The 24,085-nt window shown below is 45.8% G+C and carries 20 protein-coding genes; 13 read left to right on the top strand and 7 right to left on the bottom strand.

Features of this window, described 5'->3' with window-relative positions; genetic code table 11:
* Positions 1–410: 410 nt before the first annotated feature.
* The 3 genes from U0033_RS02045 to U0033_RS02035 form a co-directional block, all read right to left on the bottom strand.
* Positions 411–2,090 (bottom strand): sodium:solute symporter family transporter, encoded by a 1,680-nt coding sequence (locus U0033_RS02045; RefSeq protein WP_072358240.1) that lies wholly within the window; start codon positions 2,088–2,090, stop codon positions 411–413.
* A 439-nt stretch (positions 2,091–2,529) separates the two neighbouring features.
* Positions 2,530–3,309, bottom strand: a complete 780-nt coding sequence (locus tag U0033_RS02040) for a hypothetical protein (protein ID WP_072358242.1) — start codon at positions 3,307–3,309, stop codon at positions 2,530–2,532.
* Positions 3,310–3,525: 216 nt separating this feature from the next.
* Positions 3,526–4,476, bottom strand: a complete 951-nt coding sequence (locus U0033_RS02035) for a hypothetical protein (protein ID WP_143150645.1) — start codon at positions 4,474–4,476, stop codon at positions 3,526–3,528.
* 247 nt (positions 4,477–4,723) lie between these two features.
* Between U0033_RS02035 and U0033_RS02030 the strand changes: the two genes are divergently transcribed.
* From U0033_RS02030 to U0033_RS02020, 3 genes are read left to right on the top strand one after another with little or no spacing between them, the layout of a single operon-like run.
* Positions 4,724–5,047 (top strand): ArsR/SmtB family transcription factor, encoded by a 324-nt coding sequence (locus U0033_RS02030; RefSeq protein ID WP_072358246.1) that lies wholly within the window; start codon positions 4,724–4,726, stop codon positions 5,045–5,047.
* Positions 5,047–5,514 (top strand): SRPBCC family protein, encoded by a 468-nt coding sequence (locus U0033_RS02025; protein WP_072358248.1) that lies wholly within the window; start codon positions 5,047–5,049, stop codon positions 5,512–5,514. The genes U0033_RS02030 and U0033_RS02025 overlap by 1 nt, the downstream gene beginning before the upstream one ends.
* 59 nt (positions 5,515–5,573) lie before the next feature.
* The gene (locus tag U0033_RS02020; RefSeq protein ID WP_072358250.1) at positions 5,574–6,107 is read left to right on the top strand and encodes a DUF4256 domain-containing protein; all 534 of its coding nucleotides are present in this window, start codon (positions 5,574–5,576) and stop codon (positions 6,105–6,107) included.
* Between the two features lie 126 nt (positions 6,108–6,233).
* Here the strand turns inward: U0033_RS02020 and U0033_RS02015 are convergent, their stop codons facing one another.
* Both U0033_RS02015 and U0033_RS02010 read right to left on the bottom strand, forming a co-directional pair.
* Positions 6,234–6,701, bottom strand: a complete 468-nt coding sequence (locus tag U0033_RS02015) for a hypothetical protein (protein ID WP_072358252.1) — start codon at positions 6,699–6,701, stop codon at positions 6,234–6,236.
* A gap of 88 nt (positions 6,702–6,789) precedes the next feature.
* Positions 6,790–7,626 carry a methylated-DNA--[protein]-cysteine S-methyltransferase gene (locus U0033_RS02010; RefSeq protein ID WP_072358253.1) on the bottom strand — a complete coding sequence of 279 codons (837 nt, stop codon included), beginning with the start codon at positions 7,624–7,626 and terminating at the stop codon, positions 6,790–6,792.
* Between the two features lie 86 nt (positions 7,627–7,712).
* Between U0033_RS02010 and U0033_RS02005 the strand changes: the two genes are divergently transcribed.
* The 5 genes from U0033_RS02005 to U0033_RS01985 all read left to right on the top strand — a co-directional run bounded on the left by U0033_RS02005 (position 7,713) and on the right by U0033_RS01985 (position 14,180).
* Positions 7,713–8,276 (top strand): PhnA domain-containing protein, encoded by a 564-nt coding sequence (locus tag U0033_RS02005; protein ID WP_072358255.1) that lies wholly within the window; start codon positions 7,713–7,715, stop codon positions 8,274–8,276.
* Between the two features lie 354 nt (positions 8,277–8,630).
* Positions 8,631–9,131, top strand: coding sequence for a T9SS type A sorting domain-containing protein (locus U0033_RS02000; RefSeq protein ID WP_083571396.1), 501 nt, complete (start codon positions 8,631–8,633; stop codon positions 9,129–9,131).
* A gap of 25 nt (positions 9,132–9,156) precedes the next feature.
* The gene (porV, locus tag U0033_RS01995) at positions 9,157–10,338 is read left to right on the top strand and encodes a type IX secretion system outer membrane channel protein PorV (RefSeq protein WP_072358259.1); all 1,182 of its coding nucleotides are present in this window, start codon (positions 9,157–9,159) and stop codon (positions 10,336–10,338) included.
* A gap of 26 nt (positions 10,339–10,364) precedes the next feature.
* The gene (locus tag U0033_RS01990; protein ID WP_072358261.1) at positions 10,365–10,781 is read left to right on the top strand and encodes a hypothetical protein; all 417 of its coding nucleotides are present in this window, start codon (positions 10,365–10,367) and stop codon (positions 10,779–10,781) included.
* 27 nt (positions 10,782–10,808) lie between these two features.
* A complete protein-coding gene (locus tag U0033_RS01985; RefSeq protein ID WP_083571397.1) occupies positions 10,809–14,180 on the top strand; it encodes a collagen-like domain-containing protein in 3,372 nt (1,123 codons plus the stop codon).
* A 117-nt stretch (positions 14,181–14,297) separates the two neighbouring features.
* On the opposite strand, the gene ltrA is transcribed toward U0033_RS01985, so the two are convergent.
* Positions 14,298–15,575 carry a group II intron reverse transcriptase/maturase gene (gene ltrA, locus U0033_RS01980; protein ID WP_322518441.1) on the bottom strand — a complete coding sequence of 426 codons (1,278 nt, stop codon included), beginning with the start codon at positions 15,573–15,575 and terminating at the stop codon, positions 14,298–14,300.
* Between the two features lie 851 nt (positions 15,576–16,426).
* On the opposite strand from ltrA, the gene U0033_RS01975 reads away from it, so the two are divergent.
* The 5 genes from U0033_RS01975 to U0033_RS01960 all read left to right on the top strand — a co-directional run bounded on the left by U0033_RS01975 (position 16,427) and on the right by U0033_RS01960 (position 23,300).
* Positions 16,427–16,915: a CinA family protein gene (locus U0033_RS01975; protein ID WP_072366114.1), complete on the top strand. Its 489-nt coding sequence runs from the start codon at positions 16,427–16,429 to the stop codon at positions 16,913–16,915.
* A 113-nt stretch (positions 16,916–17,028) separates the two neighbouring features.
* Positions 17,029–17,346: a DUF6660 family protein gene (locus U0033_RS33200; RefSeq protein ID WP_072366112.1), complete on the top strand. Its 318-nt coding sequence runs from the start codon at positions 17,029–17,031 to the stop codon at positions 17,344–17,346.
* Positions 17,347–17,528: 182 nt separating this feature from the next.
* On the top strand, positions 17,529–21,902 hold the full coding sequence (locus U0033_RS01970) for a CusA/CzcA family heavy metal efflux RND transporter (protein WP_072366110.1): 4,374 nt from the start codon (positions 17,529–17,531) through the stop codon (positions 21,900–21,902).
* 11 nt (positions 21,903–21,913) lie between these two features.
* Positions 21,914–23,119: an efflux RND transporter periplasmic adaptor subunit gene (locus U0033_RS01965; RefSeq protein WP_072366108.1), complete on the top strand. Its 1,206-nt coding sequence runs from the start codon at positions 21,914–21,916 to the stop codon at positions 23,117–23,119.
* A complete protein-coding gene (locus U0033_RS01960; protein WP_072366106.1) occupies positions 23,106–23,300 on the top strand; it encodes a hypothetical protein in 195 nt (64 codons plus the stop codon). Before U0033_RS01965 ends, U0033_RS01960 begins: the two co-directional genes overlap by 14 nt.
* Positions 23,301–23,422: 122 nt before the next feature.
* On the opposite strand, the gene U0033_RS01955 is transcribed toward U0033_RS01960, so the two are convergent.
* Entirely contained in the window at positions 23,423–24,079 is a 657-nt protein-coding gene (locus U0033_RS01955) for a suppressor of fused domain protein (RefSeq protein ID WP_072366104.1), read from the bottom strand.
* Positions 24,080–24,085 lie beyond the last annotated feature (6 nt).

Here is a 24,085-nt window from a genome sequence, read left to right as displayed (position 1 = left end):
GATCTATTTTTGCAATGAACCTGATATTATCTGGTTATTGACACTTATAATCAGCTCCGGAACCGGATATGCAAGCAAGGTCACCTGGTAATATATTATTGGACATTCTCTCCAGCACCCAGAATGCAGCATAATTCCCGGTGCCAATAGAGGAGACTTCCGATGTAATGAGCTTCATATTAAGATTACAAGGGCATTCATGTTGTCAGTCAGCACAATATGGACACCGAGTTCTATTAGCTCATTTGAAACGATATTAGATAATAATTTCAGTAGGGAACAATAACATATTAACAGCCGGAGATACCAAGAAGATTTATATCTATTTGTTTATCAGTAATTTTCCTTCTAAAAAAATATCCCAAACCATTCTGGTTTGGGATATCAATTTCATTTGCCAAAAGAATCTACTACCAGAAAGCCATATATAACGCTACCAGCAGACCAATGATGATCAGTGAACCCACAGCAAAACCTGTAGATGTTTTGAACATCTTGGCATCGATCACCAGGCCGTTTGCCTGAACACCTCTTTTGTTTTCGATAAGACTGATAACCACCATACCTATCACGCAAAGGATAAACACCATCGTCATTCTATCCAGGAAAGGTATCTGGTACACACCATGTACATCAGGCACTGCAAACCCAATAGTATATAATGCTTCAAGGTTGATCATGCCAGGCAGGAACTTGAGGATAACGGAGAAAATAAACCCACCAATGGTCGCAAACAGCGCTGCATTGGAAGTACTTTTCTTCCAGAAAAATCCAAGCAGGAACATGGCAAAGATACCCGGTGACACAAAGCCTGTATATTCCTGGATGTACTGGAATCCCTGTTTACCTTCACCCATCAGCATATCGCCCAGTTTCATTGTAAGCAGGATACCAATGATGGTAGATACGATGATTGCTATCTTTCCGATGTTCACCAGTTTTTGTTCGCTGGCTTCAGGATTGTATACTTTCTTATAAATATCCAGCGTAAAGATGGTACTGATACTATTCACCTTTGCAGCCAGTGAAGCGATCACCGTAGCAGCGAAGGCAGCTACTGTAACTCCTTTCACCCCTCCAGGCAACAGTTTCAGCAAGGCTGGGTAAGCTTTGTTGCTGTCCGCAATCACCTGTCCGTCTTTGGTAATATTGATCAGGGAATTGTCAATCATATTATGCTGATACAGGTAATATATAGCTATACCAGGAATAACAATGATCACAGGCATCAACATTTTCAGGAAGGCAGCAAACAGCAGGCCTTTCCTGGCCACAGGCAAACTAGCTCCCAGCGCACGTTGTGTAATATACTGGTTACATCCCCAATAGTTCAGGTTCGCAATCCACATACCTCCCAGCAATACACTGATGCCCGGCAGGTCGGCAAAAAACGGACTTTTCTTATCGAATATCATGTGGAAATGGTCCTGTGCCTCCCCGTGTAAAATGGTAAAGCCCTTAACCATACCACCATCGCCACCAATCATATTAAGCGAAATATACAGGGCTATAAAGCCGCTCACTACCAGGAAAAACACCTGTATAGCGGAAGTATATCCTACCACCTTCATACCCCCCAGCGCAATAAACACTGAAAATATAGCCAGCAGGAAAACACAAAGCGTGAAGTCCCATCCCGTAATACCGGAAATAGCAACTGCACCCAGGTATAAAATTGATAACAGGTTTACAACTATATAAAGCAATAACCAGAACACCGCCATGATAATAGCCACTTTGCTATTATACCGCTGGTGCAGGAATTGCGGCATCGTAAAGATCTTGTTCTTCAGGTACACCGGCATAAAGAATACCGCCACTATAATAAGGGTCAGCGCCGCCATCCATTCATAGGAGGAAATAGCCAGGCCCAGTTGGAAACCAGAACCACTCATCCCTGTCATCTGCTCAGCAGAAATATTGGAAGCAATGAGAGAAGCCCCGATCGCCCACCATGTCAATGATCCTTCAGCCAGGAAAAAGTCAGCAGAGCTGGCCTCTGCCTTTTTCTTACGCTTATAGATCCAATACCCGTATAGTGATACCAATATAAAATACAGGAGCACTATAAACCAGTCAAATTGTAACATAACTCGAAATTTAGTTTTTCATTTCATTTCATTTGCCAGAATAGCAACATTTGAAGATGGGGTAGAAAATTTGCATGAATGCTGACTATCGTCATACCTGGTGGTAATTCTGGCTAGTTGCGGTAACAGATCTACAGGGCAAAGTGATGCACAACTGTGAGGAACTAATTAATCCTTTTTTATTATAAAAGGCTTTCCATTTGATTGTTGGGAGGGAAAAAATCACGATCTATAATTTAACCAGGGTATAAAATATATAATATATATTACAACTATGAACCCGGCTCTCTTAGCGAGACTATTTTGTACCACAACCCGGATCGGTGTCTATGACTAAACGTAAGCAACCAGGGTCTATGGAAATGGTTATGCACTGACAACTCCATTCGCACTGATTACCGATCAGCAAGGAACAATCTCATTGAGTGGCTCCCACTGGTTACACTGTATCATGGCCAAAATCAGATTCCTCCCAGGTCTTTAGATCCTCACAATTATCCCAATAATCAGCAGTACGCCTTTCTAACTGATCATCATTTTTAGCAATCACCGCCACTTCTCTGCCCTGATAATAAAAGATCATTTTCGTTCCATCCGGCATCCTGGAAAAATTACTCTCCGTTAAATCTACCATAAAATCCGGCGCCGTAAACTGTATTTCCTCCGTCTTTGTCAATACACAATACGCATAAGGGTAATCCTCATCATACATAGGCTCACTGCTTCCATTATCACGCATATCTACAAATCCCCTAAAATTTGCACTGTAATACGTTCCCGAAACGTCCAGTGTATACATACCTGACTGAACGCTCTCCATCCCCTCCTCTCCTAACCAATTTGTATCACCGAGCATCACAATTCTATCAAACGCATAGGTACACAGTTTGGGAACCGTTTCAAATTCGCCGCCATCCTTATACCGTGAAAATTGTATTTTATCAAGACTACCTTCATTACTACTCCTCTTTATTACCTCCACCTCACTCTTATCATCCAGGTAATCTGCAGGATCTTCCCAATGCTGCTTCCCTGAACCAAATTGAATCTCCAGGCATTTTTCTTTCTCCCTGTAGCGTTTCACCACCTTTACATAATAAGATCCAAACTCACCATTCCAATTGACCAGGGCCCTGAACAGTCGTTCCCTTTCACGCTCGCTGAGATGAGTGTCATTGGTCTTCCTGATTCTCAGGTATGTGGTAATAATATTTGACATACACACAAGTTCGTTTATTTTTCCAGTATTTTTTATGCGCTATAGCATACTGCTGACGGATTTAAATCAAGCTCGCACTTTAAATTGATCAACTGCTTTTGCTGACAGAAAGTAGAAGAAAATACAAAAAGACGGGCTGCCACGTACAAAGTGATAAAATTATCAGAAATGCCAAAATAAAACTCCCAGACTGATCAAGCCTGGGAGCAGTTAAAATTATATACTCAAATCTTCATAAAATACAATACTGCCAGGATCATCAGGCAAATACATGATCTCTACCGGACCCGTTCCCAGCTTATGGACATCCAGCAAGGACACGATTTTCTTAGTCTGGATGGTATGCTGCTTACCCTGCTTATCCGTAAATTCAATATTGAAAGCCACCTGCGGCTGCTCATTAATAAATGTACCTGTTTGCTGATAACTAACGAGGTTACCCGTTGTTTTCAGTCCATATACTACCATCTGCACAGCATTCTTACCGCCACCGGCATTGACGATCATTTTCAATATAAATCCGATAAAAATGGCAACACCCAGGTTGATTAAGGGGATCAGGGTCCATGGATGTGGCAGCACGAAATAACGCCAGTCTTCTACCAAAGGGAAATACACCGCTGTGCCAATTAATACCAGGAATATAAAGGTATACAGGTATACCATTGACGGATTACGTGCCACCTTTATCCCCTTCGGCACAATCTGCCCGCCTTTCTTCTTCATATCCACGCTCAGTTCCAGGATGTCTCCCTTTTCATAGCGGTTTTCCTGCGGCTTACTGTCCATCAGTTGATAACTCACTTCCACAGGTGTACCGGAGAAGTTTGTGAACGCCAGTCTGAGCTGCAACACCGCGATATTTCGCATCATCCCTTCCTGGATTTTGCTGGTAATCTTTGCAACAATGGTACTGCCTTCATCCGCAGCTTTTAAGATCTCCGCCTTATCAGTAAAGACAGACCTGACATAAAAACGGCCATAAAAAGCAAAGATTAACAACCAACCCACTATGGCAAGACCAATCGAAATGTAGGTAAAAATTGTGGGTTCTTCAGGTGTTTCAGGAACATTTCCACCTGCATAATAAATGATCATCGGGAGGCCAACGGTAAAGGCTAACGTGTATAAGGCCCAAAATGAAATGGCTAAACCAGGTTTTCTCATAATGAAATTTGAACGACAAACATCAGACCATAATTATAATGAATGATCATTATCATTTTATATAAAGGTATGCATGATGAAAATTGAACTTAGGCCGATTTTCAAAACAAAGATCATTAAAAGTAGGCCCCGGATTTTTCCGCCAGATTAAAAACAACCTATTGAACGGGCCTCAGGAGGAATTATTCCCGAATATATTTGCGTAGCTAAATAACTACACTTATATTTGTAGTCAAATAACTTCATAATGATTATCAGAAGAGACGTGTTCCAGGCCATCGCCGACCCTACCAGGAGGGCCATCCTCATGCTACTGGCCTCACAGGCCATGACCGCCGGCTCCATAGCCTCCAATTTCAATACGGCCCGTCCTACAGTATCCAAACACCTTGCTATCCTCACAGAATGCGAACTCCTGGAACAACAACAAAACGGAAGAGAAATTTACTATCATTTAAATCCAAATAAAATGAAAGAAATCGCCGATTTTATTGAACCCTTCCGTAAACTATGGGATGACAGGTTCAATAAACTCGAAGACATTATGAAAGCCTACAAACCCAAAAAATAATGGAACTGAAGACTAAAATTCACGCTGAAAACGGTAAACAGGAACTCACCATCACCCGGGAGTTCGAACTACCTGTAGCACTGCTCTTCAAAGCCTATGAAGATGCAGAGATCCTTGCTCAATGGATGAGTACAAAAGTTGTAAAACTGGAAAACAGGAAATACGGTAGCTGGCAGTTCGATACCAGCGATGACAAAGGCAATATCGTATTCTCTGCCAGTGGGGTGTATCACGAATTCGTACCAAATAAAAAGATCACACGCACCTTCGAAATGGGCAATGCCCCATTTGATGTACAACTGGAATTTCTTGAATTTGAAGCTTTGGATGAAGACAATAGCAAACTCACCATGCAGATCGTATACAGGTCTGGTGCGCTGCGGGACCAGATGCTGAAACTACCATTCAAACAAGGCCTGAACATGGCGCACAATCGTCTGGAAGAGGTGGTAAAGAAACTAAAATAGCATTTTAAATGCTCACATTAAACTTCGCACAATCCCCTTTAACAATTTAAAATAACCAGATGAGTACTGAACTGATAAAAATACTAAAAGCCCGTTTTGAAAAACATAAGAACCGCCACAAAGGAATAGAATGGGCACAGGTAGAAGCGAAGCTTACTGCCAGTCCGAAGAAATTAAAAGTACTCGCCATCATGGAAGAAACTGGTGGCGAACCGGATGTTATTGCATTTGATAAAAAAACAGGCGAATACACTTTTATAGATTGCGCTCCTGAAAGCCCCAAAGGTCGAAGAAGTGTTTGTTATGATCAGCAGGCGTTAGACGAAAGAAAAGAAGCCAAACCAGCAGATAGCGCTACTGAAATGGCGGCCGCCATTGGCATCGAACTCCTCACGGAAGAAGAGTATTGCGCATTGCAGGAGCTGGGAGAATTTGACCTGAAGACCTCCAGTTGGTTAGTAACTCCTCCTGCTGTCAGAAATCTGGGGGGTGCTATATTCGGGGATCGCAGGTACGACCGGGTATTCATTTATCACAACGGTGCACAATCTTACTATGCCGCACGCGGCTTCCGCGGCTCATTAAAAGTATAAAAGGAAGCGCCTCACAAGGTGAGGCGCTTCTTAACTTACTTAGTGTTTGTACCAGTGCAGCAATATTTGCACAGGTATTATATAAAATGCGGGTGAAGGTCTGATGTGCTTACTATCAGGTAAATGTTAGAACTTAAACATCTTGCCCAGGTCACCCATGTCTACATCACCATCGCCATCTTTATCCAGGCCAAACTTAGCACCCAGGCCGCTCAGCGTATCCTGCAGGTTGCCACCGCCCAGGGAAGCTAAGATCTGCTGCACACCGGCATTACCTTTCAGCGCATTCAGAATACCAGGAATCAATGTAGCAGCAATTGTAGTTGCTACCTGGTTATTGATACCAAACTTCTGCATGATATTAGTCGCAAAATTATGCTCCATATCTTTTCCTTCCGGCGTATCACCACCGGCAGACAACATATCGGTGATCTTGCTGGTCTGACCACTGGTTACCAGACCTGTAACTTTAGAAATAATGACATTCTTTAATTCTTCAACCACGCCCTGGTTGTGCTCATTAGGGATAGCCGGGTTGTCAGCCACACTTTGCTGACTGTGCTCCTGGATCAGAGATGATAATTGCTCGAACATATGTATCAATTTTAAACAAAGATAATTGTTAATATGAAATACGCGGCCCTCCTCCACAAACTAAAGCACTGTGCAATAGACAGGGCACTTACAAGTCCGCCTTCGCCGCCTCCCATCCAATTATCGCCGTCTTACGTGTCGCCCCCCACATGTATCCACCGATGCTACCTCCGGATTGTATCACCCTGTGACAAGGAATCAGGTACGCCACCGGGTTATTCCCAATAGCAGTGCCCACCGCCCGGCTGGCATTGGGATTTCCTATATTAGCAGCAATAACACCATAAGTAGACAATTTTCCTAATGGTATTTTTAACAAACTCTCCCACACCTTCAATTGAAACGCTGTTCCCCGCAAATGCAGTTTAATCTCCGGCAACTTACTCCAGTCATGCTGAAAAATAAACAACGCATTTTGTTGTAACAAATCCAGCTTCCGCTGAAAAGTCGCATTCGGAAACTTCGCCCGCAAATTTTCCAATGCCCGCACCTCATCTGCATCAAAAGCCATATAACACACCCCCTTCACTGTAGATGCCACAATCAGGCTCCCAAACGGGCTTTCCGCAAAACTGTAATTAATCACCAACTCCCTTCCGCCATATTTATATTCCGCCGGTGTCATCCCCTCAATCGCAATAAACAAATCGTGCAACCGGCTGGTACTGGACAACCCGGTCTCAAACGCCGCATCAAAGATCGTAGACTCCTTCAGCAAGCCTTTCGCATATTCCAGGCTGATGTATTGCAGGAACTTTTTCGGACTGGTACCTGCCCATTCCGTAAACATCCGCTGAAAATGGGCTGGACTCAGGTGCACACTCTCCGCCACCGCATCCAGGTTCGGTTGTTCCCTGAAATGCGCCCTGATATAGTCAATTGCTTCAGCAATCCGGTTATAATTAATATCCTCCTGTGTTTTCATAATACAAATGTCCTGATTCCTGTCAATACATAAAATCCGGAATATGCGCTTATCTTTGCACCCTTTATTTAGAAAATAAACCATTTATGAGTACGACTATTACGCCTGCTTTAAAAGAGCGCAGCAACGGCACCTGTGAGCTGTGCACCAGTGAAGACGCCTCGCTGGCCTTTGCAGTAAGCCCCAAAAACAATGATGCGATCGAAAATGAGGTAGCTATCTGCAAAACCTGCGCTGCCGCTATGGAAGATGCATCCGCCGCTATGCACTGGCATTGCCTGGCTGGTAGTATCTGGAACGCAGAACCAAGTGTGCAAGCCCTGAGCTATCGCCTGCTCTACAAACACAAAGATCAGGAATGGGCTGCAGAAATCATAAATGGTGTAGAACTGGATGAAGCTGTGAGCCACTGGGCACTGAGTGCTTTTGAAGTGAAAGAAGTTCACCGCGACAGCAACGGTACAGAATTACAGCATGGCGATACCGTAGTACTGACACAAGGCCTGAATGTGAAAGGTGCTAACTTCATGGCACCAAAAGGAACGATTGTACGTAAGATCAGGTTAGTATCAGACAATCACGAACAGATAGAAGGTAAGATCAATGAACAAACCATCGTGATCTTAACGAAGTATGTACGTAAATCTTAAGATAGATTCAATCATAATAATGGAATCAATTCTATAAAGATATCTTTTCCAAATAAGCATTTCCGTTAATTACAATAAACGAACCTGCGAATAAACGCAGGTTTTTTTATGCCCTACTCAACAATTCCCCCATCTTTCTGTTTTACTAGCGTCACAACCATTTGTCCGCCCTGGCCTGCCATTTAAAAAAAGAATACTGCCATGTAAGAATTAAACATTGCCACCAGCAAGCAATTATAACATATTTGCAATCAGTTGTAGTTAGCATTTGATGTAGCATCGATTATTATCAACCTTATCCAGGCAACTAATTGAACATGTAACCTTTTATTTTATTCACCCCAATATCTGCACATGCACACACTTTACAAATGCATGCTGGCATTGTTCCTGTCCACAGTAGCCGTCACCACAGCCGGTGCACAAGTGCTGAACAGACAGGTCACCGCCAGCTCTGGAGGTGTTGGCAAGGTCAATGACAAAGACTTCCAGTTTACGATCGGAGACCTCGCAACCACCACTCTTTCCAAAGGCGCGCTGATGATCACCCAGGGCTTCCAGCAGCCGGAAGAACTACCTCCTGTTGACCCGGGTACGAAAACGGTCCTCAACATGATCCTGTACCCCAATCCCGCCGCAACCAGCGTGAAAATTGAGTTCGACATGGTGGCAGCCAATGCTGTCTATCTCATGATCATCAACAGTAGCGGACAACTGGTTTATAAAGACTCCCGGCAATACGGCGCTGGCAGGATTATCATCACACTCCCCGTCGGGCATTTCGCCGCAGGCATTTATACTGTACGCATTCAGGCCGGAGGCTACGCCTTCCAGGATAAGCTGATCATACAGTAATGTATTACCCATTCAACCATCGTTTATGCAAAAAATCTCTACGCTATGTATAGGAGTCTTTGCCTGCCTGGTACTCCCCTGTGTGGTACAGGCGCAGAAGAACGCCCAACAAACACTTAATCCCGGCGCCTCTTTCCTGATGGTGAATGCTGATGCCCGCAGCTCCGGCACCGGCGACGCACTCACCGGACTTGAAAGCGATGTGAACTCACAGTTTGCCAACGGCGCTAAACTGGTATTCGCCGGCGATATGGGTATTGCTGCCTCTTATTCCCCCTGGATGTGGGATCTGAACAACAGCAACCAACGTGTTAACCTCGGTCAGCTCGCAGCCTTCAAATCATTCAATGATCACACTGAAGCCATCGGTGTAAGCATGCGGTATTTCTCGCATGGTACTGTCACCTTCAGAGATCAGAATGGTACAGAAATGCAGCAGTATCACCCCAAAGAATACGCGATTGATGCTACATATGCCCGCAAACTGGGCAACCGTTATTCCATCGCCGTCGGCATTCGCTACGTGCGCAGTGACCTGGGCCAGGGCAATTTTAATAGCCTGAACCAGCACCCCGCCAGCGCCATAGCCGGCGACATCTCGCTCTACTATGAGAACTATGCAAAGTATGACCCCTCCGGCAACCGCTTTTGCTGGGGTATCAGCTTTTCAAACCTGGGCAGTAAACTGAAATACACTGACGATGGCAATCGTCACGCCTTCCTGCCTATGAACCTGCGTATAGGCGGTGGCTACACATTCGTGAATACACCAGAGCACCAGTTCACCGTGCTGGCCGATATCCAGAAACTCCTCATTCCGACACCTCCTACTTACAAAACAGATTCTGCCGGTGGCATCACCGATCAGATCCTGAAAGGCAGAGATCCGAACAGGGGCATCCCGGAAGCCATCTTCACCTCTTTCTATGATGCACCTGGCGGCTTCTCCGAAGAGATGCGGGAGATCACGGCCGGCGGTGGATTAGAATATAGCTACAAACACCAGCTGTATATCCGTACGGGTTATTTCTATGAGTCGCCCACCAAGGGATGGCGTCAGCATTTTAGCTGCGGTATAGGGCTACAGATACAGGGGCTGAGTGTAGATATGGCTTATATCATCCCTACGGGCAATAGCCTCTACCCCCGTCGTTCGCTGAAGTTTACCCTCGCGTATAACTTAGGCAGGTTCAATAGACCAGAATAAATTTTAAAACAATTCAACCCCGGCATATGAAACCAATTCTATTCCTGATCTTTTTAATTACTGCAACTACTACCATCACTGTAGCACAAACCCGCACCAGGGATGTGTTATTCCCCCATTTTGCAGAAGACAAAGCAAAACTGGACGCAAGCCAGGCAAAGGGAGACCACTCTATTCCCAAACAACAGGGGCGGTCCACAAAGGAAACGATCTTTACGGGCTACAAGCCACAGTCTGCTACCCTGAAAGCGAAACCGCTGACAGCACAAAACAGCCGGAAACAGTCATCCGCCTTACCCTCTGAGGAAAGTGCAAAAACAGCACTTGAAAAACAGCAGGCGAATAAGGCAGGAACCACCGCTCCCGCCACCACGCTTCCTACCCAGGGCGAGGAGCCAAAGGCCGAAAACAAAACGACTTCCGGTCAGTTTAAAAAGCACTAAAAGATCAATTATTACAAATCCGCTATCATGAAGAAATTTTATCTCAGCATCATATTTATCCTCGCCGTTTACGCAGGCGCCTTGGCCCAGGATGGGCTGACCGGTACCAACTACCAGGCAGTGGTGCGTAATGCAAATGGAACTGTATTACCGAATACAAGCATGACAGTTCGTACATCCATCTTAGGGGGTTCTGCGAATGGAGTGCTGCAATACGAAGAAACACATGAAGTAACGACGAATGCACTGGGTCTGTTTACGATCCAGATCGGCAAAGGCAATGCGAGCACAGGTACATTTTCCGGTGTACCCTGGAGCAATGCAAATCAGTACTTAAAAGTAGAAGTTAATATCGGGCAGGGGTACACGGTGCTGGGTACAACGCAGCTGATGAGTGTACCTTATGCCATGTATGCCGCTAATCCTGGTCCTGCGGGTCCTGCCGGCCCTCAAGGCCCTGCCGGTCCGCAGGGAGCAAAAGGCGATGTGGGAGCTACAGGACCTGCCGGTGCAACCGGTCCAGCTGGTGCTGCCGGGCCACAGGGTGTGAAAGGTGATAAAGGAGATGTTGGCGCTACTGGCCCTATTGGTCCTGTGGGTGCTACTGGCGCTGCCGGGCCTAAAGGTGATAAAGGAGACGTAGGCGCTACTGGTGCTACGGGCCCTATTGGCCCTGTGGGTGCTACTGGCGCTGCCGGGCCTAAAGGTGATAAAGGAGATGTAGGGGCTACAGGCGCTACGGGCCCTATTGGCCCTGTGGGCCCTGTGGGTGCTACTGGCGCTGCCGGGCCTAAAGGCGATCAGGGTGATGTTGGGCCTACCGGTCCTGGTGGAGATACAGGTCCTGAAGGTCCAATGGGCCCTGCTGGTGCTCCTGGTTTTAACGGTGTTGATGGTGCTCCTGGTCCACAGGGTCCTGAAGGCCCGGTTGGTCCTGAAGGTCCGGTTGGCGCTCCGGGTGTTGCGGGTGCTCCTGGTGTTGACGGTTCAACCGGCCCGGCTGGTCCTCAAGGTCCCGCTGGCCCGCAAGGTCCCGCTGGCCCGCAAGGTCCTGTTGGTCCGCAAGGTCCTGTTGGTCCGCAAGGCCCTGCTGGTGCGGATGGCAATTCAACCGGTCCGGCCGGTGGAGACCTGAGTGGCAACTACCCAAATCCAACCGTGGCAAAAATCCAGACCATCCCGGTTTCAGCAACTGCGCCTGCTGCAGGGCAATTCCTGAAATTCGACGGTACCAACTGGATGCCTGCCGCTGGTGCAGGAGGTTTCACCATCCCATACATCTCGAACGAAAACAATGCCGCTACCCTCTTCTCCCTCACCAATGATGGCGATGGTACAAGTATAGAAGGTGTCAACAATACAACAACATCCAGCATTGCCGCTGTCAGAGGTATCGTAAATTCAACCGCTCCCGGTGGATTCTCCTCCGCAGTACGTGGAATCAATAACGGTACCGGTGGTTTAGGGATCGGTGTATGGGGATCCCAGGCTGGTTCAGGCTGGGGCGTATATGGTGTAACCCCAAATGGACTAGGCGTATACGGGAACTCTTCCGCAAACGGTACGGGTGTATATGCTAACAGTAACAGTGGCATAGGTCTCACCGCAACCGCTGTCAATGGTGTTCCTGCCAACATCTCCATCTTCAACAATTCAAACAATAACAACGTAATGAATGTGAGCAATGTGGGCAACGGTACAGTCGTAAACGTATCCACTACAGGAAACGGTGCTGGTGTACTCAGTTCCACTGGCGCTGGCTTTGGTGTACATGGTATTACCTCCCAACAAACCTCTGCAGGGGTGGTAGGCGATAACAACAGTGGAGGTGAGGCAATGGTAGGTCGTACTACGAGCGACATCGCAGGTGCGGTAGTCGGCAGGAATGATGGCGGTGGTTATGGTGTAAGAGGTTTCGTAGCTACCAGTACAACCGGAACAGGTATCGGTGTATTCGGCCAGGTAGGTATTAACAGCAGTACGGGTCGTGCAGGCCGTTTCGAAAACAATAACCAGGATAACGAAGTCAATACCTTTGAGGTAGAAACCAACAGTAACGGGAATATACCTGACAATACCCAGGGAAATGCCGCGTCCTTCCTGGTAAACAATACTAACAGTGTATCCGCTGCCGTAAGAGGCGAAGTAAAGACCATTTTCGGCAACTTCGGGGCAGCAGGGATCTTCGGTGTTTCCTCCGGCACGGGTGGCTTTGCAGGATTATTCCATGCAAGCAACACTAACGGTAATGGTAATGCCCTGGTAGCTATTACCGATGGCAATGGGAACGCCATCACAGCCAATGCATCCAAAAATGGTAACGGCGTTGAAACCAATATCGATGGATCAGGTAATGCGCTGTATGCATGGGTGCCTACCTTCGCTACAGGTCGTGCCGGTCGCTTTGAGAACTTCAACGAAAACAATGAAACAGAAGTAATCAATGTAAAAACAGTAGGTAATGGGACTGCGGGGAACTTTATCGTAGATCGTACCACCGGTACTTCGCCGGCAGTAAAAGGGGAAGTGAATTCCATGTTCGCCAACTTTGGTACTGCTGGTGTATATGGTGTAAGCTCCGGTACAGGTGGTTATGCAGGTCTGTTTTATTCTTCAAACGTAGCAGGTAATGGTCCTGCATTACTGGCGCTGACAGAAGGTGCGGGTAATGGTATCACCGCCAATGCCGGCGGTACAGGTGATGGTGTGGAAGCTACCTGCGATGGTACAGGTAATGCTATCTATGGCTGGATCCCAAACTTCGGTACAGGTAAAGCTGGCCGCTTCTCGAATTTCAATTCAGCCAATGGCCAGCCGGTCTTATTTGTAACAACCAATGGTACCGGCAATGGTATGCAGGTAAATCATACGGGGCCTTCCGGCAACCTGATCACCCTTCAGAGCGCTGGTAGCAATGTAGCCCGTATCGACAAAGCAGGTCGCGGTTTCTTCAATGGCGGTACACAGAACAGTGGTGCGGACGTAGCAGAAGCATTTGCCGTAAAAGGTAATATGTCTGCTTATGCGCCAGGTGATGTTCTTGTAATTTCGACCGAAGATGACCGTACCGTAGCCCTTTCTTCCGAGCCTTACTCTACCCTGGTAGCTGGTGTTTATGCCACTAAACCAGGTGTATTATTAACCGAAGATGAAGACAATGGCACTGATGTTCTGGCGGACAAGGTGCCGATGGGTGTGATTGGCGTAATTCCTACTAAAGTATGTGGTGAGAATGGTGCTATCAAACGTGGCGATTTGCTGGTGACTTCCAGCAAAGCTGGTCATGCAATGAAAGCAGACCTGGACAAGGTAAAACCTGGTCAGGTAATTGGTAAAGCACTGAGCAATTTTGATGGAAATGGCACAAGCGTAATTAAGGTACTTGTGTCAATCAGATAAACCTATATACTGTTGTAGTTTTGAAGTAAACGTGTAATCGAGTAGGAAGAAAGCCGGTCATGCCGGCTTTCTGTCCTCTCACACCACCGTACGTACCGACCGGTATACGGCGGTTTGTCAGAATAACTTAGTTTGGTGAGTTGTTTTCCAGTAATAGTGATTGGCGAACCCTACATACCCTTGTTTAGTAAAGTAGTCGTTGTTCAAGGCTCGGTGCAGTATTGCACTGTTTGCAATGCGGCAGTAGCCTTTACGACTGTTGCTCCACTCATAAGCTTTACCCACATTAATTCCCAACATTTTCAGGTTTTTCCACCGTGTTGATGGCCTTTTCCATTGTTTCCATATTCCCATTCTTAGACGTGTTCTTACCAACCTGTCCAGTTCTTCCATTCTGCTTTTGGCCGTGGCTATCCGAAAGTAATTCACCCAACCTACTATTATGGCCTCCATCTTCTTTATCTTGTCTTTCACTTTGCCGGGGGCTTTACGCTGCGTTTGATCCTTCATCTTCTCTTTAATCTTTCTCAGCGATTTAGATGCAATGCGCACTGCCCACCCTTTCTCTCTTCGATAAAAAGAGAAACCCAGAAGCGTACTCTCTATCGGACGGCTCACTTTACTTTTTGTACGGTTTACTTTTAGCTTTAGCTTCTTTTCTATGAACTCGGTGATTGTTGACAGCACGCGCGTCGCTGACTTTTCACTTTTCACGTAGATGCTACAGTCATCGCAATACCGTACAAACCGGTGGCTTCTTGCCTCTAACTCTTTGTCCAGTTCGTTTAAAACAATGTTGCTCAGCAGGGGGGAGAGAGGGCTGCCTTGAGGAGTGCCTTCCTTACGTTCTATCACAACCCCATTTTCCATCATCCCGCAATTCAGGTATGAGCGCAGTAGTTTCAGCGTCCTCTTGTCAGCTATCTTTTGGGCCAGAAGCGACATTAGCCGGTCATGGTTCACCCGATCGAAAAACTTGTCTAAGTCCAACTCCACTACCCATTCATAGCCGTCGTTCAGGTTTGTTTGTGCCTGATACAATGCCTGATGAGCGTTCCGGTTTTCTCTAAACCCATAGCTATAATTGGAAAACTCTCCTTCATACTGTGGGCTTAGCCATTGGGATATTGACTGGGTAATTAGCCTGTCGATTACAGTAGGTATTCCCAACATTCTTTTACCGCCGCCATTTTCCTTGTCTATTTCTACTTTCTTAACTGCCTGGGGGCCGTACCTGCCTTCTAAAATACTGGTCCGCAACGTCTGCCAGTTCGTATTCAGGTAGTCACGAAGTTCATCGGTCTGCATACCATCTATACCCCCCGCTCCTTTATTGGCAGTTACCTGCTTAAAGGCTTTTTGTACATTGCGGATATCTAATATTTCTTCCAGCATACTATTACTTTGAAAAAAAAATCATCCCGGCGTCACTCCCATTGATTGCATGATGAGGCTCAACTCCTCCTGTGTTTTACTTTCAGCTTCCGGCTTATCCTCGCACAGGTAGTTTTCCAGTGTTCTTCCGTTGTGATCGCCTCGCTCATAAACGGCTTGTTCATTTTCGCCATTCTAACATTCGGTCCTTCTTCCTTTTGTGAGACTTCTGCTTTTGCCTTCGTTTCGGGATGCAGCTCGTTGCCGGCTTACTATGACCTCGGCTGACTTCTGATGGCACCTTGAAGCCATTCTTTATGCTGACTTCTGTTTCCGCTTCGGTATTCTCTCATACCTCTGCCGGATTGCCAGCAGATCTCCCAGGGTAAGGTTATACGCTTTCCATTCATGTAGCCCCGGTATTTACACAACATGGTTCCGTGCAGTATAGGGCTTTTGTCTGTGATGCGACATCGCCCACCATGCCTTGCCTTGTATACCATTTCTGTTCGTGGGCTCGAATGTTTGCCGCCGGCTTCCTTCAGATTCGTGGTCACCCACGACACCCTTGCCTTTGGCTAATGATACGTACTGCAACGCTCATTCAGGACTTACACCTTAGAGCTTATAACCATGCCTGGCGCACATCAAAGAGGTTGTATCATCATCCAGATACAGCCTCTTTTTTATGAAAAAGGTTTTCATTCCCGTTGGTGAATTCCCTCATTCATGAATGTTTTTATTCATATTCCTGATGGAGTGGGATACCCGTTTAAGCAATTCTCAGCCGTTATTTTAAATTATGAGCCAACCTCCTCCTCAAAAACTTCCCAGGAACAAATTTTGCTCCACCACTTATACAATATCAACTTATGGAGCTTTTTAACATTGACACACTTAACGAAACCGGCAATACTCTATTGCAAAAAAATCAAACAATTGCTGTATCTGAAAGTGTAACAGCCGGGCTTTTACAATTTGCATTTTCCAATGTACCAAACGCCAGCAACTTCTTCCAGGGAGGCCTTACCGCCTATAACATCGCCCAAAAATTCAAGCACCTGAATGTGGAACCAATTCACGCACTGGCAGTAAATTGTGTATCTGAAAAGGTGGCTGTAGAGATGGCGCTACAGGTATCGGAAAGTTTTAACAGTAATTGGGCCATCGGTATCACGGGCCACTCCACCCCGGTTCCGGAATCCGCAAACCAGTTGTTTGCATTCTTTGCTATTGTGCACAATAAAGCTGTCAGGCAGGCGGGTAAATTGGCCCCTGTCGCCACTGATCCGGTAACAGTACAGCTGGAATACGTAAATAAAGTCATTGCAATTTTAAACAAACTGGTACATGTTTCTTAGCATCGCTACAGGAATTTGTTTCACAATTCATACCGGTATTTTTTAATACTATGTTTCATTAATAATCAATTCCAGATATTTCAGATTTTAATTAATACCATATCTTTGTGCGCATGAAATGGGTAGCATTCATATTTTCATACGTTATTCTGATCCAGGCCTTTTGGCCCTGTTCAGATGACCTGCTACCTGAAACTCATACCACCAGGTACGAACAACATGCTCAGCAGGAACATAAAAAGGACACCGGATCGGATCAGTGCACCCCTTTCTGCTCCTGCAGTTGCTGCGCTACCCCATCAATAGTCCAGCTGTCAGCAACTTTCGCTATCACCCTAACAAGAATATCCCCCGTATATAAAGAATATACACCTTCTGAATTCAGAGGCGTCGCAATGACAGTATGGCAACCTCCCCGGTTGAATGCATAGTTATTTCCAGGGCCAGTACGGCCAATATTCCCATTTACATGAGTATTTAGGCGATGACGATAAGGTCATTCCTATAGCTGTATGATTATTTTATCAATAGCATCTATGCCTGATTGATCTCAGGCAGCTAAGCTATTGCATGGGAATTTTATGCATTCAGTCATCTATTCCATTAGCGCAATATGTTGAATAAGATTATTAAATTTTCGATCAATAATAAATTGATCATCGGGCTCTTCACGCTCGGATTGATCATTTGGGGAATCTACTCTCTAAAAAAACTACCAATTGACGCCACGCCTGATATTACCAATAACCAGGTACAAGTCATCACCTCCTCCCCGTCTCTTGCTGCCCAGGAAGTAGAACGGCTGATCACCTTTCCCGTTGAACAGGTAATGTCTACCATCCCGGAGCTGGAACAGCTGCGGTCTATTTCAAGATTTGGACTGTCAGTTGTGACAATTGTCTTCCATGATGATGTAGATATATACTGGGCACGGCAGCAGGTGAATGAGAAGCTGGCCGAGGCAAGGAACAGCATCCCCGGCAACCTGGGCAATCCTGAAATTTCTCCCATCTCAACGGGATTAGGCGAGATATTCCAATATGTAATTTCTGCTAAACCTGGTTTTGAAAAGAAATATGGTGCACGTGAACTACGCACGATCCAGGACTGGATTGTGCGCCGCCAGCTATTGGGTACTCCCGGTGTAGCTGAGGTGAATAGCTTTGGCGGATTCCTCAAGCAATTTGAAATAGGCCTGGACCCGGAGAAGCTGCGAAGTTATAACCTAAGTATTACAGACATTTTAAAGGCACTTGAAATCAATAACAGGAATGCCGGTGGAGCATACATTGATAAGAAGCCTACCGCCTATTTTATCCGGACCGAAGGCCTCGTAGGTACGCTGGATGACATTAATAAAATAGTCGTTAAAAATACGGATGCCGGCCTGCCTGTGTTAATCCGCGATGTGGCAAATGTACAGTTGGGTAATGCTATCCGGTATGGCGCCCTGACGAGAACGACGAAAAATTCTGATGGAGAGGCGGTAGGAGGAATTGTTATGATGCTGAAGGGAGCCAACGCCAACCAGGTAGTGAAAGAGGTGAAGTCAAGAATTGACCGTATTACTAAAACATTGCCTGAAGGAGTGATGATTGAACCCTTCCTGGACCGCAGTGCGCTGGTAGATAGGGCAATCGGTACAGTGGCTAAAAACCTGGTGGAAGGCGCCCTGATCGTGATCTTTGTTCTGGTATTATTCCTGGGTAATCTCCGGGCAGGTTTAGTGGTCGCTTCTGTAATACCACTGGCCATGCTTTTTGCTATCGCCATGATGAACCTGTTTGGCGTATCAGGCAACCTGATGAGTTTAGGAGCGATTGACTTTGGCTTAATCGTAGATGGTGCCGTGATCATCGTTGAAGCCACCATGCATCACCTTGGCCTGAGAAATGCAGGTAAGTTCAACCAACAGGAAATGGATGAAGAAGTGTATGCATCCGCAGTAAAGATCCGTTCCGCTGCCGCTTTTGGCGAAATTATCATCCTCATTGTTTATCTCCCGATTCTCGCGCTGATAGGAATTGAAGGTAAAATGTTCCGTCCTATGGCACAAACGGTGTCATTTGCCATCCTTGGTGCTTTCATTTTGTCACTGACCTATGTGCCGATGGTTGCAGCCCTGTTCTTAAGCAAGAATACCACCCAAAAAAAGAACTTCTCCGACCGGATGATGTCTGGTATCCATAAGCGGTATTACCCCCTTATTAAGGCTGCTATCAATAGAAAATGGTTAGTAGTCGGTATTGCGGTAAGCATGATGGCCATGAGTGCCTTCATTTTTACCCGTATGGGAGGTGAATTTATCCCAAGCCTGGAAGAAGGTGATTTTGCTGTAGAAACCCGCTTGCTGACAGGTAGCTCGCTTTCTCAAACGATTGACAAAGTATCCCAGGCATCTTCCATCCTTATAAAGAAATTTCCGGAGGTTAAGGAGGTGGTTGGCAAAATAGGTGCGGCAGAAATTCCGACAGACCCTATGCCGATGGAATCCTGCGATCTGACCATTGTTCTTAAGGATAAAGATGAATGGGTGTCTGCAAAAACCCGCGAGGAACTATCCGAAAAAATGAGCGAGGCATTGCAGCTCGTTCCCGGTGTAACTTTCGGGTTTTCGCAACCAATACAGCTCCGCTCCAACGAATTGATCTCCGGCGTTAGACAGGACTTAGGTATTAAGATCTTCGGCGATGACCTGGATGTTTTGACCACATTGTCTAAAAAGATAGGTAAAATTGCTGCGGGTGTGGACGGTGCAAAAGACCTGTACCTGGAACAGGTAGAAGGCCTCCCCCAGATTATCGTTCGCATCAACCGTGACAGGATTGCGCAATATGGATTGAATGTGGAAACAGTGAATCAGGCGGTGACAGCAGCTTTTGCAGGGCAATCTGCCGGCCTGGTGTACGAAGGGGAACAAAGGTATGATATGGTGGTAAGGTTTAGTCAGCAGAACCGCCAAAGCATCACCGATGTCAAAAACATTTATGTCACAGCCCCATCAGGCATCCAGTTACCCCTTGACCAGCTGGCAGAGATCTCCTTTGAACCCGGGCCTAACCAGATTCAGCGCGAGGATACAAAGCGGAGGATCATCGTTGGCCTGAATGTACGTGGCAGGGATATTCAAAGTGTGGTAAATGAAATCCAAACCAGGATCGATCAGCAGATCAAATTGCCTACGGGATATTATATCACCTATGGAGGACAGTTTGAGAACCTGCAGGCAGCAAGTTCACGTTTATCTGTAGCCGTGCCCATTGCACTGGCCCTGATCCTTCTCTTGCTATATTTCACTTTTGGTTCTGTCAAACAATCATTGCTCATTTTTACGGCAATTCCAATGGCTGCTATCGGTGGGGTGCTGGCACTGCTGCTGAGAGGTATGCCATTTAGTATTTCTGCCGGTGTTGGATTTATTGCATTGTTTGGAGTGGCCGTATTAAATGGGATCGTATTGATCACTGAATTTAACCGCCTGAGAAAGGAGAATAGCTATTCCCTTACTGAAGTTGTATTGAAAGGGACGGAGGTCCGTTTAAGACCCGTATTAATGACTGCTACGGTGGCTTCTCTCGGCTTCCTGCCAATGGCCATTTCTACGGCTGCCGGTGCAGAAGTGCAAAAGCCTTTAGCAACTGTAGTAATCGGCGGCCTGGTAACTTCCACCATATTAACCCTGATTGTGTTGCCGGTATTATACATACTGTTTGAGAGCTGGAATGGAAAGATAAAATTGCCTAAAACGGCCGCTATCATCCTGCTTCCGCTGGGGCTTTTATGCCCGGGTACGGCAAAAGCACAGGATGGGATGAAAGCATTGGGAATGGAAGATGCTGTTTCAATGGCCATCAGGAATAACCAGGCTGTAAAGTCTTCTGCGCTGGAGATTAACAGGCAGCAGGCATTGCGGGCTACTTCCGGGGATATCGCTAAGACAAACCTGGATGTTCAATATGGCCAATCCAACAGTAATAACAGGGATAATAATATTACGATCTCACAAAGCATCCCTTATCCCGGGGTATTCAAAAGCCGTAGCTTGCTGGCAGCTGCCAGAATTGAAGGCGCGAAAAAAGGACTGTCTGTCAGCATAAATGAGCTGAGCTACCAGGTAAGAAGTGCTTATATGCAACTGTCCTATTTCAATGCCCTGCAGTCTTTGCTGGAACAGCAGGATTCCATATTCGGCAATTTTCAGAAAGCTTCTTCCCTGAGGTACCAAACCGGTGAAACCACCTTACTGGAATTCACGACTGCACAGACGCAGTATAACGAGGTGCGTAACCAGATGGAAAAGAACCAGGGGGATATTCGGGCTTATACGGCAGAGTTACAACGATTGCTGAATACAACCGGTAGTATTATACTTGTAAGAGATGAATTCAGGCAGGATAAAAATGGCTTACCACAGGTTGCGGATAGTTTGTCACTGGCCAATCCTGTTATTGCCCAACAACAACAGCAAATAACAATAGCAGAAAAAACCATCCGGCTGGAACGCTCCCTTGCTGGTCCTGATTTTACGATTGGATATTTTAATCAGTCGATCATAGGTACGCAAAATATAAACGGACAGGATGTATACTTTGGCGGCGGGAAACGGTTCCAGGGCGTTCGGGCAGGTATTGCTATTCCCTTGTTTTACAAACCATTTTCAGCAAAAATAAAAGCTGCAAAAATAGAAAAGCAGCTGGCTGAAAACCAGCTTGATTTATTCCAAACAAATTTAAAGGCTGAGTTTAGCCAGGCCTACCAGGAATTGTTAAAGAACTCCCGGAGTATTGATTATTATGAATCGAGCGCATTACCAAATGCCGGGCTGATTCTTAAACAGGCGCAACTTGCATTCCAGAATGGGGAGATCGGCTACGTGGAACTATTACAAAGCCTGAAAACATCTTCAGATATCCGTCTGGGTTATTTGCAGGCAATCAATCAATACAATCAATCGGTTTATCGAATTAAATATCTGGCTGGCATATAACAATTAAAAGCATGAAGAATCTATATAACATAGCAGGTGTAATGGTTTTTGCCATATTATTAAGTGCCTGTGGAAATAAAAAATCAGGTACAACAGCTACATCGGCCGACACTGATAAGACAGAAAGTGAAAACCTTGTAGAAATTACACAGGAGCAATACAACGCGATTGGCATTCAACTGGGATCGGCAGAGATTAAACCTGTCAGTGGTTTATTAAAAGTGACAGGCTATATCGATGTACCGCCGCAAAACCTGCTGAGTGTCACAACCCAGATGGGCGGTATTATTGTTTCTACGCCGTTGTTACAGGGGAGTAGCGTAACAAAAGGACAGGTGATTGCGGTGTTGGAGAATCAGGACTATGTACAACTGCAGCAGGACTACCTGGAGAGCAGAAGTGTATTAGAACTAAATGACGCTGAATACCAGCGCCAGGAAACATTAGCCAGTCAGAATGTGAACTCACGCAAAACGCTGCAGCAGGCAAAGAATCAGTATCAGATTGCGCAGGCAAGAGAGAGTGCATTGCGTCAACGCCTGCAACTGATTAATATCAACGCCGCTACATTGACAGCTTCGAATATCAGAAGCAGGATTAATATTTATGCACCGGTAACAGGGTATGTAACGAAGGTAAATGTCAATAGCGGGAAGTTTGTAAATCCTAATGATGTGATGTTTGAGATTGTGAACGGTACAGAACTACACGTGGAGCTGAATGTGTTTGAGAAGGATGTGGCACTGCTGAAACCCGGTCAGCAGGTAAGGTTCAGGCTCACAGGTGATAGTACAGAACGTAAGGCGGTTATTGAATTGGTAGGTCGTGAAATCAAGCCAGACAAGACGATCACCGTTCATGCCCTGGCTACTGGTAGTAATAATACATTTGTTCCCGGAACTTATTTAACCGCACAGATTGCGATTGGTCAATCAGATGCCCTGACTTTACCCGAAAACGCAGTGGTAGACTACAGTGGGAAAAAATACATTTTCGTTTCGGCAGCAGCACCGGGAGGAAATGGTGCTGAAGGGAATAAACTTGTGACAGCGCATGCAGCGACTTATTATTATGACATGCAGGAAGTGACGACAGGGAATGATGACTCTGGATTGATACAGGTAGAACTACCGCCCAATAAAGAGTTGAAAGGAAAGATTGTGGTAAATGGAGCGTACGATCTTTTGTCAAAATTGAAGAATAGTGAAGAGGAATAATTATAAACCAGGTGTGAAAGGCAAAAAGGATCATAAGAAAATGACAAAGGAGTCCAGGAATGAGCGAATGATTACCTGGGGTATTGCAATTTCTTTCTTACTATTTTTCCTCTTTTACGGTTATATCCATTATAAACATCTCAGGCAGATGGATGATCGTAATACAAGTCTTCATCATTAATACTAAACAACAAAAAGAAAATCAGCGCTGAAAAGCAGGTTTTCTTTTTGTTGTATCTTAAAGCATGATTTATGCTTTAAGATACAACAGCAATATAATGACCTGGCCTGGCCCCATGCAACTCATTTTGACCGCCTTTCCAAATCAGTAATATACAAGGGGTTCGTTTTCGCGATCTCATTTAACACCTCCTCCACAGCTGCCTTGGTATTAGCTGCTTTAATCCGCTCAAGCTCAGCTGTGGTCAATCCTACTATCTGCAAAAAGGTCAGCTCTCCATGTGGGGTATCAATCCTGCCCGCTTCGGGATCTTTTACAAATGCCAATCCTGTAATATCCGTATCCGTATCCAGCCTGATGGGTCCATTAGCCGGTATATACTGATACTCCTCAAACCACCTGCTGGAACTAAATACATACCGTGCCAGGTTATTCATCATATTGATCACCCAGGTCGGATTGCCTTCATCACCTGCAAAAGGCTTCACCCGCATCGTCAGTTCAAAGCCCCACTTGCTGAACTCACCACCTGCCGCTTTCTCATTATAATACAATTCAGAAAAACCATAACTCACTAAATGAAAATGTTCCTCCTGTTTCGTGCTTTTATAAATACTTGTACCATCAATGGGATCTTCCCCACCTACTGCATAGTGTAATGGCGGCGCATAATGCATCGGTTCCTGACCGGGGTATATTTTTTCAAACACATCGTCGATCGCCGTCCAGCCTACAGTATCGTCCTCTGTAAACAAACTTTTGTACTCTTCTGTTGTCATAAAATA

This window comes from Chitinophaga sancti, assembly GCF_034424315.1.
Lineage (GTDB): Bacteria > Bacteroidota > Bacteroidia > Chitinophagales > Chitinophagaceae > Chitinophaga > Chitinophaga sancti.
Note: the sequence above shows the minus strand (reverse complement) of the source record. Positions and strands in the feature narration are given on the sequence as shown.